The organism is Nocardioides sp. DN36 (assembly GCF_055380375.1).
The window spans coordinates 2,667,941-2,680,997 of the sequence record NZ_AP043823.1; the positions used below are offsets into that span (position 1 = coordinate 2,667,941).

Annotated in this window: 13 protein-coding genes; 6 read left to right on the forward strand and 7 right to left on the reverse strand. The window is 71.6% G+C overall.

The window, feature by feature from the left end; translation table 11 throughout:
- Positions 1-2 precede the first annotated feature (2 nt).
- Positions 3-170 carry a DUF3117 domain-containing protein gene (locus tag ACZ43H_RS13705; RefSeq protein ID WP_082574674.1) on the reverse strand — a complete coding sequence of 56 codons (168 nt, stop codon included), beginning with the start codon at positions 168-170 and terminating at the stop codon, positions 3-5.
- Between the two features lie 134 nt (positions 171-304).
- Here ACZ43H_RS13705 and ACZ43H_RS13710 point away from each other — a divergent pair, with 134 nt between their 5' ends.
- The gene (locus ACZ43H_RS13710; RefSeq protein ID WP_464583618.1) at positions 305-1,114 is read left to right on the forward strand and encodes an enoyl-CoA hydratase/isomerase family protein; all 810 of its coding nucleotides are present in this window, start codon (positions 305-307) and stop codon (positions 1,112-1,114) included.
- 24 nt (positions 1,115-1,138) lie between these two features.
- Here the strand turns inward: ACZ43H_RS13710 and ACZ43H_RS13715 are convergent, their stop codons facing one another.
- Genes ACZ43H_RS13715 through dapE form a run of 5 tightly spaced genes read right to left on the reverse strand, consistent with a single transcriptional unit; the run spans position 1,139 to position 4,516 of the window.
- On the reverse strand, positions 1,139-1,909 hold the full coding sequence (locus tag ACZ43H_RS13715) for a M14 family zinc carboxypeptidase (protein ID WP_464583620.1): 771 nt from the start codon (positions 1,907-1,909) through the stop codon (positions 1,139-1,141).
- Positions 1,910-1,935: 26 nt separating this feature from the next.
- Positions 1,936-2,361 carry a hypothetical protein gene (locus tag ACZ43H_RS13720; RefSeq protein WP_464583622.1) on the reverse strand — a complete coding sequence of 142 codons (426 nt, stop codon included), beginning with the start codon at positions 2,359-2,361 and terminating at the stop codon, positions 1,936-1,938.
- A gap of 15 nt (positions 2,362-2,376) precedes the next feature.
- Complete coding sequence (locus tag ACZ43H_RS13725) at positions 2,377-2,673, reverse strand: DivIVA domain-containing protein (protein WP_464590824.1); 297 nt, start codon at positions 2,671-2,673, stop codon at positions 2,377-2,379.
- 32 nt (positions 2,674-2,705) lie between these two features.
- Positions 2,706-3,440, reverse strand: coding sequence for an LOG family protein (locus ACZ43H_RS13730; RefSeq protein ID WP_464583624.1), 735 nt, complete (start codon positions 3,438-3,440; stop codon positions 2,706-2,708).
- Positions 3,437-4,516: a succinyl-diaminopimelate desuccinylase gene (gene dapE, locus ACZ43H_RS13735; protein ID WP_464583626.1), complete on the reverse strand. Its 1,080-nt coding sequence runs from the start codon at positions 4,514-4,516 to the stop codon at positions 3,437-3,439. The genes ACZ43H_RS13730 and dapE overlap by 4 nt, the downstream gene beginning before the upstream one ends.
- Positions 4,517-4,748: 232 nt before the next feature.
- Between dapE and ACZ43H_RS13740 the strand changes: the two genes are divergently transcribed.
- The gene (locus ACZ43H_RS13740; protein ID WP_464583628.1) at positions 4,749-5,219 is read left to right on the forward strand and encodes a hypothetical protein; all 471 of its coding nucleotides are present in this window, start codon (positions 4,749-4,751) and stop codon (positions 5,217-5,219) included.
- Positions 5,220-5,327: 108 nt separating this feature from the next.
- On the opposite strand, the gene ileS is transcribed toward ACZ43H_RS13740, so the two are convergent.
- Positions 5,328-8,594, reverse strand: a complete 3,267-nt coding sequence (ileS, locus tag ACZ43H_RS13745) for an isoleucine--tRNA ligase (protein WP_464583630.1) — start codon at positions 8,592-8,594, stop codon at positions 5,328-5,330.
- A 343-nt stretch (positions 8,595-8,937) separates the two neighbouring features.
- Here ileS and ACZ43H_RS13750 point away from each other — a divergent pair, with 343 nt between their 5' ends.
- The 4 genes from ACZ43H_RS13750 to ACZ43H_RS13765 are packed head-to-tail and all read left to right on the forward strand — an operon-like array spanning position 8,938 to position 12,998.
- Positions 8,938-9,513, forward strand: a complete 576-nt coding sequence (locus ACZ43H_RS13750) for a DinB family protein (protein ID WP_464583632.1) — start codon at positions 8,938-8,940, stop codon at positions 9,511-9,513.
- 34 nt (positions 9,514-9,547) lie between these two features.
- On the forward strand, positions 9,548-10,498 hold the full coding sequence (gene dapD / locus ACZ43H_RS13755; protein ID WP_464583634.1) for a 2,3,4,5-tetrahydropyridine-2,6-dicarboxylate N-succinyltransferase: 951 nt from the start codon (positions 9,548-9,550) through the stop codon (positions 10,496-10,498).
- A gap of 3 nt (positions 10,499-10,501) precedes the next feature.
- A complete protein-coding gene (locus tag ACZ43H_RS13760; protein ID WP_464583636.1) occupies positions 10,502-11,464 on the forward strand; it encodes a hypothetical protein in 963 nt (320 codons plus the stop codon).
- A gap of 31 nt (positions 11,465-11,495) precedes the next feature.
- Complete coding sequence (locus ACZ43H_RS13765) at positions 11,496-12,998, forward strand: hypothetical protein (protein WP_464583638.1); 1,503 nt, start codon at positions 11,496-11,498, stop codon at positions 12,996-12,998.
- The last annotated feature ends 59 nt before the right edge of the window (positions 12,999-13,057 follow it).

Sequence of the window (13,057 nt, forward strand, 5' to 3'; positions counted from 1 at the left end):
CGTCAGCCGACAACGTCCTTGAGGGCATCGCCCAGGGCACCGGCCTCTTCGGCGTTGAGCTCGACAACGAGGCGGCCACCACCCTCGAGCGGAACGCGCATCACGATGCCGCGCCCCTCCTTGGTGACCTCCAGCGGACCGTCGCCCGTCCGCGGCTTCATCGCCGCCATCCGCGCACCTCTTCCTGTTGCTGTTCTCGAGCAGACAAGGGTCCTGGCGACCCCGTCACGCCGTACGCGTCTCCATTATCCCTCATCGGACCCGTGAGGCGGACCACAGCCCCGTTTCGGGCAGACTGCGTGCCATGACCGACTCCTCTCCGACCGGCCAGCCGGTGCTCCTCGACCTCGCCGACGGGGTCGCCACCATCACCCTCAACCGCCCCGGCGCCATGAACAGCCTCGACGTGGCGACCAAGGAGCTGCTCCTCGAGACGGTGCGCAAGGTTGCCGACGACCCCGCCGCCCGGTGTGTCGTGCTGACCGGCACCGGCCGGGCGTTCTGCACCGGACAGGACCTCAAGGAGCACATCGAGATCCTGCGCAGCGAGTCGAGCGACGCGCTCTTCCGCACCGTCGACGAGCACTACAACCCGATCGTCACCGCGCTCGCCGGCATGGCCAAGCCCGTGATCGCCGCGGTCAACGGGGTGGCGGCGGGCGCCGGCGCGAGCCTCGCGTTCGCGTGTGACCTGCGGATCCTGGCCGACACGGCCGGCTTCAACCTCGCGTTCGCCAACGTGGCGCTCTCGTGCGACACCGGCGCCAGCTACCACCTGCAGCGACTCGTCGGGCGGGCCAAGGCGCTCGAGCTGCTCTACTTCCCGCGGACGGTCCGGGCCGAGGAGTCCGAGGCGCTCGGCCTGGCCACGCGGGTCGTCCCGGCCGCTGACCTCGAGGCCGAGGTCCGTGCGCTCGCCCTGCAGCTCGCGGCCGGGCCCACCATCGCGCTCGGCGCGATGCGCCAGTCCGTGGCGTACGCCGCGGGGCACTCCTTCGAGGAGGCGCTGGCGTTCGAGAGCGCGATGATGACGAAGACCGGAGCCACCGCCGACCACGCTGCCGCTGTCGCTGCGTTCGTGGCCAAGGAGAAGCCGGTCTTCGAGGGTCGCTGACCCGTCGTCCTGAGGGGAGCTGCCTCAGCCGACGTGGCCGAAGCCGAGCTGCCCGCGCCAGGCGCCCCAGATCGACAGCACCTGCCGGGGGGCCTTCTTGCGCATCAGCCGACGCGGCGGCGCGTCGCCGTACTCCACGGTCAGTGCCGTGCCGTCGAACCTGTGGTTGAACCACATGGTCATGGTCCCGTGGCACACCCCGCCGCAGGTGAACGCCTTGGCGGGCAGGTCGAGGTGGCGGCCCACCTTGCGGGCGAACCCCGGGCGCTTGGTGTCGGTGTCGACGCCGTGCAGCGGCTGGTGGAAGCTCAGGATCCAGTCCGGGTCGACGTCTCTCAGGAACTTCATCATCGCCCGGGTCTCCGGCTCCGAGGCGGGCTTCGACCCTGACTCGTAGTTCCCGTCGAGGTCGGCCCAGCGGTAGGGGTAGTTGCGGTTCAGGTCGACCCCGTGGGCGTTCTTGCGGGTGCCCGCCGCGGCCCCGTCGGGGTTGTACGTCGGGACCACCCACAGGTCGATCCCGTTGATCTGCTTGCCGTCGCGCAGCACCTGCAGGATCTTGCGGGGAGCCGTCTCGTTGCCGTGCATGCTGGCGATCAGGACGACCTTCGGCCGGCCCGGCTCGCCGAGGTGCCAGGCCCTGATCCTGCGGCCCTGGACCGATGTGCCGAGCAGGCGCTTGCCGATGACGGCCCCGCCGTCGGACTCGGGCAGCCGCGCGGAGGCCGGTGAGCCGGGGCTCCCGGCGATGAGCAGGGCGAGTGCGGCGGCGGTGGTCCCGAGTCGTCGGAGCATCCCGACAGCATCACACAGAGGGATGGTCAGACAGCGGAGGTCAGGTAGGCCCAGGTGAAGACGCCGACGCCGACCAGCATGCCGACGTGGGCCAGCACCGACAGGCCGGGACCGTCGGACCAGGTGTCCTCGGTGCCCGAGGACGCGTGCCGCCCGCGGCTGGGCAGCCAGCGCACGAGGATCAGCAGCCCGGCGAAGACCACCACCCACCAGAAGGCCAGCGCGACGATGCCCATGACGGCGCTGCCGATCGCGGAGTCGGGGTCACCGACGAGGAACAGCAGCCAGGTCACCAGCGCGAGGACACCGGCCGTGGTGTGCACGTCGACGAGCCGCTGGCCCACCTGGAAGCGTCCGGCACCCCCGGTCTCCCGACGCAGCCGGAGGCGGGTCAGGACGACGACGACCGCCGCGAGGGCGGTGAGGATGTAGACGATCACCTGGGTCGACACGCTGGGAAGTGTGCCCTACGGCGTGGGTTCGTCGCCACGACCCTCCGGGTCGCGAGGCCGGTCCAGCGGCTGATTCAGCGGCTGGTCCAGCGGCTGGTCCAGCGGCTGGGCCTCGAGCTGCGCGGCCAGCCGGTCCAGCAGCGCGTCCACCTCGGACATCCGGTAGCCGCGCAGCGCGATCGAGAACCGCACCCGGCGCAGGTCGTCCCCGCTCAGGCCGCCCCCCTCGGGCACGATCGCGTCCGGGCGGTCGTCGTACACCTCCGCGAGCGGCGCCCCGCGCCCGGCGGCGAGCACGGCCACGCCCCCCATCGCGAGCACGATCAGGACGGCGAAGAACCAGGTCACGCGTGCTCGCCGTTCCGGGCCGCGACCATGAGCCGCACCGCCTCGTCGACGTCGTCGGTGAGCCGCATCATGTCGAGGTCGTGCTGCACGATCTTGCCCTCGGCCAGCGCGGTGTCGCGCAGCCAGTCGAGCAGGCCCCGCCAGTACGCCGTGCCGAGCAGCACGACCGGGAACCGGGTGACCTTGTTGGTCTGCGCGAGCGTGAGCGCCTCGAACAGCTCGTCGAGGGTGCCGATGCCGCCGGGGAGCACGACGAAGCCCTGGGAGTACTTCACGAACATCGTCTTGCGGGCGAAGAAGTAACGGAAGTTGATGCCCTTGTCGACCCACTGGTTCAGACCGGACTCGAAGGGCAGCTCGATGCCGAGGCCCACGCTGATCCCGCCGGCCTGCGAAGCCCCCTTGTTGGCGGCCTCCATGGTGCCCGGGCCGCCGCCGGTGATCACCGCGAAGCCGGCCTTCGCGAGCTTGCGGCCGACCTCCTCGGCGAGGGCGTACGTCGGGTCGTCCTCCTTGGCCCGCGCGGAGCCGAAGACGGAGATCGCGGGACCGAGCTCGGCGAGGGCGCCGAAGCCCTCGATGAACTCGGCCTGGATCCGCAGCACCCGCCACGGGTCGGTGTGCACCCAGTCGCTGGGACCGCGGGAGTCGAGCAGCCGCTGGTCGGTGGTGCTGCCCTCCTCGGCCTGGCGACGGCGCTTGAGGACCGGGCCGGTGAAACGGTCCTTCACGGCCGCACCTCCTCGCCGGCGCCCAGCCAGGTGCGCAGGAGCTGCTCGCAGCGCTCGATCTGGTCGACCGGCACGTGCTCGTCCTTCTTGTGGGCGAACAGCGGGTCGCCCGGTCCGAAGTTGACCGCCGGGACCCCGAGGCCGGTGAAGCGGGCGACGTCGGTCCAGCCGAACTTCGGGTTCGCCTCACCACCGACCGCGTCGAGGAACGCCTTGGCGGCCGGGACGTCGAGGCCCGGGAGGGCGCCCGGAGCGCTGTCGGTGACGGTGACGTCGTACCCCTCGAAGAAGTCGCGGACGAACGCCTCGGCGTCGGCCTCGCTGCGGTCGGGGGCGTACCGGAAGTTGACCTCCACGACACACTCGTCGGGGATCACGTTGCCGGCGACGCCGCCGCGGACGAACACCGCGTTGAGGCCCTCGTGGTACTCCAGCCCGTCAATGACCGGCGTGCGGGCGTCGTACGCCTCGAGGCGGGCGAGGATGCCGGCCGCCTTGTGGATCGCGTTCGAGCCCATCCAGCTGCGTGCGCTGTGCGCCCGCTCGCCGGAGGTGCGCACGTCGACGCGCAGGGTGCCCTGGCAGCCGGCCTCGACGACCGCGTTGGACGGCTCCATCAGGATCGCGAAGTCCGCCGTCATCAGGTCGGGGTCGCTCTGCGCCAGCAGCCGGAGGCCGTTGAACTCCGCCTCGACCTCCTCGGCCTCGTAGAAGATGAAGGTGATGTCTCGGCTCGGCTCGGGCAGGTGGGCGGCGAGCCGCAGCATCACCGCGTCGCCGCCCTTCATGTCGCAGGTGCCCAGGCCGTGCAGGATGCCACCGTCGCGCCGGGCCGGCAGGTTGTCGTTGAGGGGCACGGTGTCGATGTGCCCCGCGATCACGACCCGCTCACCGCGTCCGAGGTCGGTGCGGGCGACCACGGTGTTGCCGCGCCGGGTCACCTCGAGGTGCCCGAGGGTGCGCAGCGCCTCCTCGACCGCATCGGCGATCTCCTGCTCGTGGTGGCTGACTGACTCGATGTTCACCAGCTGCTCGGTGAGGGTGACGGCGTCCGCGTCGAGGTCCAGGCGTGGCATGCGCCCATCCAACCACCCGGCGGTCGAACGCCCGGCCCCACTCGTCGGAACGCCAGGAGAACGTCGAGTCGGCGCAAGCTCGCCGCGAAAACAGCTCGAGTCGGCGCAAGCTCGCCGCGAAAACAGCTCGAGTCGGCGCAAGCTCGTCGTTCGGGCGGCTGGTGCTGGACGGTCGGCCCGGCGTGCGGGCCTGAGAGGATGGCCCGACAGGTTCGCACTCAGGGGGTCTCGGATGTCGTCGTCGTACGTCTCGCACCAGCTCGCGGGCGGGCTCTACTGGCGGCGCAGCCGCTGGAACGGCCGGGCCTGCGTCCCGGTCGTCCTCGAGCTCGTCGACGGCCGGCTGACCATGACCGACCGCAGCGGGGTCGTCCTGGACGCGCCGGTCACCGAGGTGGCTGTCTCGTTCAGCCGCCTGCACACGATGACCCTGCAGCACGGCTCGGACCGCTTCGACGTCGTCGGGATCGGCGCCAACCTCTCCCCGAGCTTCAGCCGCGAGCAGCTCGACCACCTGCGGGCCGCACAGGCCCGCGTCGCCGGCCCCTCGGCCAGTGCACAGAGCGCGTACGCCGCCGGCGCCGGTGGGGCCGGGGCTGACGTCTCGGCTGCCCTCGGTGCCGCGTTCAGCTGGGCGAGCATGAAGGGCAACATCGAGCCCTGGCGCACCGTCCTGCCCGCCGCGGGCGCGCGCACCGCCTGACCCTCGAGTCGGCGCAGGCTCGACGAGCTTGCGCCGACTCGACCCTCTTGCGCGCCGAGCTTGCGCCGACTCGACCCTCTTTCGCGCCGAGCTTGCGCCGACTCGACGTCAGGCGCGGGTGAGGGCGACGGTCGCCTTCTCGTTGTCGCCCACCGTGACCGGGGTGCCCTCGCCGTCGGCGTCCCGGACGGAGTACGACGTCGCGAGGGTCTCGCCGGTGATCAGCTCCTCGTGGGTGCGGGCGGCGTCCTGCACCGCGGCCGACCCACCGATCGTCAGCGAGATGCGGTCGGAGACGTCGAGGCCGGCGTCGCGGCGGGCCTGCTGGACCGCGCGGACCAGGTCGCGAGCGAGACCCTCGGCGGCCAGCTCGGGCGTCACCTCGGTGTCCAGCACGACGAAGCCGCCGCGGGGCAGCATGCCGGTCGCGGAGCCGCCGTCGGCGGAGCCGGCGACGGTCTCGAGGGTGTACTCCCCCTCCTCCAGCACCAGGCCGCCCGACGTGACGGTGCCGTCCTCGGCCACCGACCAGTCGCCGGACTTCGAGCCCTTGATCGCGGTCTGCACGTCGCGGCCCAGGCGCGGGCCGGCCGCGCGGGCGTTGACGGTCAGCTTCTGGGAGACGCCGTACGACGCCGCCTCGGGCGCCTCCGCGTCCAGCAGCCGCACCGCCTTCACGTTCACCTCGTCGGCGACGATCGACTCGAAGCCCTCGAGCGCGGCCGCGTCGGCGACCACGACCGTGAGCTGCGAGAGCGGCAGCCGGTTGCGCAGGTTGCCGGCCTTGCGCAGCGCCGACGTGGCCGAGCAGACGTCGCGGACCTGGTCCATCGCCGCGACCAGGGCCTCGTCGGCCGGCAGGTCCTCGGCCGCGGGCCAGTCGGTCAGGTGCACCGAGCGGCCGCCGGTCAGGCCGCGCCAGACCTCCTCGGTCGCCAGCGGCATCAGCGGCGCGGTCACCCGGCAGACGACCTCCAGCACCGTGTAGAGCGTGTCGAAGGCATGGCTGCTGTCGCCCCAGAACCGGTCCCGCGAGCGGCGGATGTACCAGTTGGTGAGCACGTCGAGGAAGGAGCGCGTCGAGTCGCACGCGTTCGCCACCTCGTAATTGTCGAGCTGGTGGGTCATCGCCTCGACGTACTGACGGCACTTGGCCAGCAGGTAGCGGTCCAGCGGGTCGGTCGACGACGTCGACCACTGCGCGTCGTACCCGGCGCCGTCGTTCGCCGCGTTGGCGTAGAGCTGGAAGAAGTACCAGCTGTTCCACAGCGGGATCAGCACCTGGCGCACGGAGTCGCGGATGCCCTGCTCGGTGACGACCAGGTTGCCGCCGCGCAGGATCGGCGAGGACATCAGGAACCAGCGCATGGCATCCGCGCCGTCGCGGTCGAACACCTCGCGCACGTCGGGGTAGTTGCGCAGCGACTTCGACATCTTGTTCCCGTCGGAGCCGAGCACGATCCCGTGGCTGACGCAGGTCTCGAACGCCGGCCGGTCGAAGATCGCCGTGGCCAGGATGTGCAGCGTGTAGAACCAGCCGCGGGTCTGGCCGATGTACTCGACGATGAAGTCCGCCGGGAAGTGGTGCGTGAACCACTCGTCGTTCTCGAACGGCACGTGCACCTGGGCGAAGCTCATCGAGCCCGAGTCGAACCACACGTCGAGCACGTCGGCGACGCGCCGCATCATCGACTTCCCCGTCGGGTCGTCGGGGTTCGGCCGGACCAGGTCGTCGACGTACGGCCGGTGCAGGTCGGGGTTGCCCTCCTTGTCACGCGGCAGCGTCCCGAAGTCGCGCTCGATCTCCTCGAAGGAGCCGTAGACGTCGATGCGGGGGTACGTCGGGTCGTCGCTCTTCCAGACCGGCACGGGCGAGCCCCAGAACCGGTTGCGGGTGATCGACCAGTCCCGGGCGTTCTCCAGCCACTTGCCGAACTGGCCGTGCTTGATGTGGTCGGGCACCCAGCGGATCTGCTCGTTGAGCTCGAGCATCCGCTCCTTGACGGCCGTCACCTCGACGAACCACGACGAGACGCCCTTGTAGATCAGGGGCTCGCGGCAGCGCCAGCAGTGCGGGTAGGAGTGCTCGTAGCTCTCGCGACGCAGCAGCACGGTCCCGTCGGTGACCGAACCCGTCTCCCCCGACCGCTTCGTGGCGGCCTTGAGGTGGTCGATGACGTGGAGGTTGGCGTCGAAGACGAGCATGCCCTCGTAGTCGGTGACCGGGAAGGTGAACCGGCCGTCCTTGCCGACCGGCATCACGGCCTCGATGCCCTCGCGGTCGGTCACCTCCTTGTCGACCTCACCGAAGGCGCCGGCGGTGTGCACGAGGCCCGTACCGTCCGTGGTCGTCACCGCGTCGTTGGCGGCCACGACCCGGAACGCCTGGGCGTGGCCGAGGTAGTAGGAGAACGGCGGGGTGTAGGTGCGACCGACGAGGTCGCTGCCCTTGAGCCGCCGGACGACCTGCAGGTCGACGTCCTCCACGTCCTCGTTGCGCAGCTCGCGCGCGTAGGACTCCAGCCGCGCCTCGGCCAGGACGTAGCGTTCGGTGACGCCGGTGACGTCGGACTCCACGACGACGTAGTCGATGTCCTCGCCCACCATCACCGCGAGGTTCGACGGCAGCGTCCACGGCGTGGTCGTCCACACCAGGACCAGCGCGCCGCCGAGGTCGTCGTCGCCGTCGAGGCGGTAGCCGACGGTGACCGCCGGGTCCTTGACCATCTGGTAGACGTCGTCGTCCATCCGCAGCTCGTGGTTCGACAGCGGGGTCTCGTCGTTCCAGCAGTACGGCAGGACCCGGAAGCCCTCGTAGACCAGGCCCTTGTCGAAGAGCTGCTTGAAGGCCCAGATCACCGACTCCATGTAGTCGGGGTTCATGGTCCGGTAGTCGTTGTCGAAGTCGACCCAGCGCGCCTGGCGGGTGACGTACTCGCGCCAGTCGCCGGTGTACTTCATGACCGACTCGCGGCAGGCCGCGTTGAAGGTCTCGATGCCCATGTCGACGATCTCGTCGGTGGTCTTGATGCCGAGCTGGCGCATCGCCTCGAGCTCGGCGGGCAGGCCGTGGGTGTCCCAGCCGAACCGGCGCTCGACCCGCTTGCCGCGCATCGTCTGGTAGCGCGGGATCAGGTCCTTGACGTAGCCGGTGAGCAGGTGGCCGTAGTGAGGCAGCCCGTTGGCGAACGGCGGGCCGTCGTAGAAGACGAACTCGTTGGAGCCGTTCTCGCCGGCGTCGCGCGCCTCGACGCTGGCCTGGAAGGTGCCGTCCTTCTCCCAGTAGTCGAGCACCCGCTCCTCGATCTCGGGGAACCTCGGCGAGGACGGGACGGCGCTGCCGTCGGCGGCGGTGGAGACCTTCGGGTAGGTCATCGGTGGCTCTCTCCTGCGGTCGGTCCTGCTCGTGTCGAAACACGAGGACGACGACTGCCGCGGTACCACCTCGCTTGCCGCTCCGCTGGTCTCGACGGGCTCGACCGACGAGAGCGACCACTCGTTCACGGCTGTGACGGGCCTACCCGTCCGGTTCTACTGGGCCCGCGGGGGCTGTTCTTCCGGAGGCTCGCCGCTGATGACGGCTCGAACGCCTGTGGGGACAGGGTACGGCGCTCCCGCGCGGAGGCGCGAATCAGATACAGCGTGGGCTGCGGGAGTCAGCCGGAGCGCGCAGGTCATGGGGTTGCCGGGCACCCGGACGAGCCGGTTGGCTGCAGCCGTGACCGAGCAGACCGAGCAGCAGACCCAGCCGCAGACCCAGCCGGGCGTCGACGGCATGTGGGTCGATCCCGCGCACGACCCACGCGACACCGACGAGCCGCCCGTGGGCGAGAAGGTGATCCTGCGTCAGTACCTCGACCGCTACCGGATGACGCTGGAGATGAAGTGCGAGGGCCTCACGCCGGAGCAGCTGGCGACCCGGTCGGTCGCGCCGAGCACGATGAGCCTGCTCGGGCTGGTGCGGCACCTCGCCAGGGTCGAGCACCACTGGTTCCGCCGGGTGCTGGAGGGACAGCAGGACCTCCCCCGCCTCTACCGCACCGAGGAGGACCCCGATCTCGACTTCAACGGCGCGATGGCCACCGAGGAGTGCGTCGCCGAGGCGTGGGAGTCGTGGCGGCGCGAGGTGGCGCACGGCCGCGAGGTCTACGAGGGGTACGACGACCTCGGCGCGAAGTTCGACGGGCCGTACGAGGTCCGTGACGTCGTCGTGCACCTGATCGAGGAGTACGCCCGGCACGCCGGGCACGCGGACCTGCTGCGTGAGCGCATCGACGGCCGGACCGGCCAGTGAGAGTGGGACCCACCGCCCCCTAGGCTGTGTTCCCGTGACTGCGACACCGACGAACGCCTGGGGCTTCGGCCTCGCCACCCTCGACGCCGACGGCACCGTCCTCGACGTCTGGTTCCCCGCGCCCGCGACGGGCGCGAAGCCGGAGGACGCCACCGCTCCGGCGGACCTGACGGCGCTCGAGGGCACCGACGACGTGCGCGGGGTGACCCGCGAGGTCCGCCTGGTCGAGATCCCCGACCTGCAGGCCGCGCCGGCGAGCACCGAGGACGTCTGGCTGCGGCTGCACCTGCTCTCGAGCCGGCTGGCGGTCCCCCACTCGATCAGCATGGACGGCGTCTTCGGGCTGCTGACCAACGTCGTGTGGACCTCCGCCGGCCCGTGCGCGGTCGAGGGCTTCGAGTCCACCCGCGCCCGGCTGCGCGGCGCCGGCCAGCACGTCACCGTCTTCGGCGTGGACAAGTTCCCCCGCATGGTCGACTACGTCCTGCCCACCGGCGTCCGGGTGGCCGACGCCGACCGGGTCCGCCTCGGTGCGCACCTGGCCGAGGGCACCACGGTGATGCACGAGGGCTTCGTGAACTTCAACGCCGGCACGCTCGGCGCCTCCATGGTCGAGGGCCGCATCTCCGCGGGCGTCCTGGTGGGCGACGGCTCCGACGTCGGCGGCGGCGCGTCGATCATGGGCACGCTGTCGGGAGGCGGCAAGGCCGTCATCTCTGTGGGGCAGCGCTGCCTGCTCGGCGCCAACGCCGGGCTGGGCATCTCGCTCGGCGACGACTGTGTGGTGGAGGCCGGCTGCTACGTCACAGCCGGCACCAAGGTGACCGTCACGGACATGGACGGCAAGCCGAAGGTCGTCAAGGCCCTCGAGCTCTCCGGCGCCAGCAACGTGCTGTTCCGCCGCAACTCGGTGACCGGCACCGTCGAGGCCGTGCCGTGGAAGAGCGAGGGCGTCGAGCTCAACGCCGCCCTCCACGCCAACTAGCGCATGCGACGACGGACCGCCTCGGCGCTGGTCGGGGTGGCGGTGCTCGGCGTCGTCGGCGCGACCGGCTACGCGGTGCTGCACCACGTCGGCCCGCTGCTGCAGTCCGAGGAGTGCACGGCCACCGTCGGCGGCCGGACCGTCACGCTGAGCACCGAGCAGGCCGAGAACGCCGCACTCATCGCCGCGGTCTCGGTCCAGCGCGGCATGCCGGCGCGGGCGGCGTCGATCGCGCTGGCCACGGCGTACCAGGAGTCCAAGCTCTACAACCTCGAGGAAGGGGACCGGGACTCGGTCGGGCTCTTCCAGCAGCGCCCCTCGCAGGGCTGGGGCAGCCGGTCGCAGATCCTCAACCCCTACTACTCGACCAGCGCCTTCTACGACGCGCTGGCGAAGGTGGACGGCTACGACACGATGCGGATCACCGAGGCCGCCCAGAAGGTCCAGCGCTCCGGCTACCCCGAGGCGTACGCCGACCACGAGCCGGACGCCCGTGTCCTCGCCTCCGCGCTGACCGGCAACTCGCCGCACGCGTTCAGCTGCGTGGTGAAGGACGAGGCCGAGCCCGAACGGGACCGGCTCAACGCCGTGGGTCTCACGCACCGCGCCGACGTCGTGCGCCGCGAGGTCGAGACCGTCTTCGGTGAGCAGTCCCTCGGCGGGTTCGCCCCGGGCGGCGTCAGGGACGGTCACATGGAGGGCTCTGCCCACTACGACGGCCGCGCCGTCGACATCTTCGTGCGCCCGATCAACGCCGCCAACAAGATCAAGGGCTGGGCGATCGCGCAGTACCTCGTCGCGCAGGCGGACCGGCTCTCGATCCGGACGGTGATCTTCGACGACCGCATCTGGCAGGCCGGCTCGCGCTCCGGCGACGGCTGGCGCGACTACGACCCGCCGGAGCGGTCGGGCGACCGGGCCGTCCTCGAGCACCGGGACCACGTCCACGTCGACGTGTTCGACTGAGTTTCTGCCCCGCACGGCCGATGATGGCCCTGTGCCCCGCCTCTCGGAACCCGTCGACGACAAGACGCCCCTGACCGCGTCCCGGATCGACGTGGCCGCGCGGATCGGCTGGCTGCTGCGCATCCACCGCACCGTCGGTGGTCTGTCCCTGCGCGAGATGTCGGCGGCGCTCAAGGAGCACGGGGTGTCGCTGTCGGCGGCCACGCTGAGCCGCGTCGAGAGCGAGGGGCAGCGCTCGCCGGCCGCCCTCGACGGCTACGCCCGGGTGCTGGGCCTGCCCGAGGCCTCGTTGCGGGCGCCCGTCGACACCGTGTGCCGCACCTTCCCCTACGCGCCGGCCGCGCCGCCGCCGCCGGCCAGCCGGTCGCTGGACCGCTTCAGCCGCGCCTTCGAGGCCGTGGACGTGGCGGGACCGACCGGCGGCGCCTGGCTGGAGCTGGCCCGGCAGCACGCCGAGGACGGCGGCTTCGGGCTGCCCCGGACGCTGATGGCACCGCTGGTCCACCGGCTCTGCCTGGAGACCGCGCGCTCGGTCCACGCAGCGCGGTTCAGCCGCGTCGAGGCCCTGGTGACCCTGCGCCTGAGCGCCTACGACGACCTCGTCGAGGAGGTCGTCCGCGGCGTCGTGGACGAGCCGCACAGCCGCAACTTCTGGGACGTCATGGACGCGCTGACCTACCGGCCGACCCCGTCGCTGCTGGCGTGGGCGGGCGGCCTGCTCAGCGACCCCTCGATCTACCGGATGCGCGGGGCGTCGTACGCCCTGCAGAACATGCTCGTCGTGGGTGGCCTCGGCCTCGAGGACTGGTCGACGGTGGTGCCGCAGATCGAGGCGGCCTGGCACGACGCCGGCGACGACGCCGAGCGCACGGGCGTGCTGACGCAGCTCTGGGCGGCCCTCCCCCCGCCCCTGCTGGAGCGGTACGCCGGCTCCTGCCGTCCCGAGTCGGCCCCCGCGTCGGGGCCCACGGTCTGGGTCCGGACCCGGCAGAACCCGCACTACGTGTACGCCGAGTCGCTCGCGCGGGCGGCGTGCGCTGCCCGCGGAATGGCCGACGAGCCGATGCTGACGCGGCTGCTCTTCGAGGCGATGTTCGACCCGCGCGGCGTCCGCATGTCGGCGGCGACCCTGCTCCTCGCGGCCTCGCCGTTCGGCGCGGCGGTGGTCCGCCCGCTCCTCGAGGAGCGGGACAGGTGCCCCGACGAGGCGAGCCGGGTGGCGGCCACCCGGGTGGCGGCGTACTGCAGCACCGGCGAGCACCTGCCCGGCGTCGCGCGGCTGCTGGAGTCACCCGACGAGCAGGAGTTCCTGCACGGACTCACCTTCGTCAGCCGTGGTGGGCGACCGTTGCCGGGCCCGGCGCTGGCGCGGGGCCTGACCGGCGGTGAGATGTCCGAGCGGCGCACGTTGTACGCCCTCGGCATGACCGGGGACCCCCGGGTGCGGGAGATCGAGGCGGACCGCTCACGGCCCGCATCCGTGCGCGGTGGCGCCCGGTGGTGGCTGGAGCAGGGCGCGCGGATCGAGGTCTGACGCGACCGCAGGACGGCCTGCCTGTCCCCCACGCAGGCAGCCCGCCCTGCTGAGCCCGG

Excerpts from the sequence above, each read along its gene's own strand:
- ACZ43H_RS13705 (WP_082574674.1), bottom strand. The coding sequence starts at position 170 with ATGGCGGCGATGAAGCCGCGGACGGGCGACGGTCCGCTGGAGGTCACC.
- ACZ43H_RS13710 (WP_464583618.1), top strand. The coding sequence starts at position 305 with ATGACCGACTCCTCTCCGACCGGCCAGCCGGTGCTCCTCGACCTCGCC.
- ACZ43H_RS13715 (WP_464583620.1), bottom strand. The coding sequence starts at position 1,909 with ATGCTCCGACGACTCGGGACCACCGCCGCCGCACTCGCCCTGCTCATC.
- ACZ43H_RS13725 (WP_464590824.1), bottom strand. The coding sequence starts at position 2,673 with ATGGGGGGCGTGGCCGTGCTCGCCGCCGGGCGCGGGGCGCCGCTCGCG.
- dapE (WP_464583626.1), bottom strand. The coding sequence starts at position 4,516 with ATGCCACGCCTGGACCTCGACGCGGACGCCGTCACCCTCACCGAGCAG.
- ACZ43H_RS13740 (WP_464583628.1), top strand. The coding sequence starts at position 4,749 with ATGTCGTCGTCGTACGTCTCGCACCAGCTCGCGGGCGGGCTCTACTGG.
- ileS (WP_464583630.1), bottom strand. The coding sequence starts at position 8,594 with ATGACCTACCCGAAGGTCTCCACCGCCGCCGACGGCAGCGCCGTCCCG.
- ACZ43H_RS13760 (WP_464583636.1), top strand. The coding sequence starts at position 10,502 with ATGCGACGACGGACCGCCTCGGCGCTGGTCGGGGTGGCGGTGCTCGGC.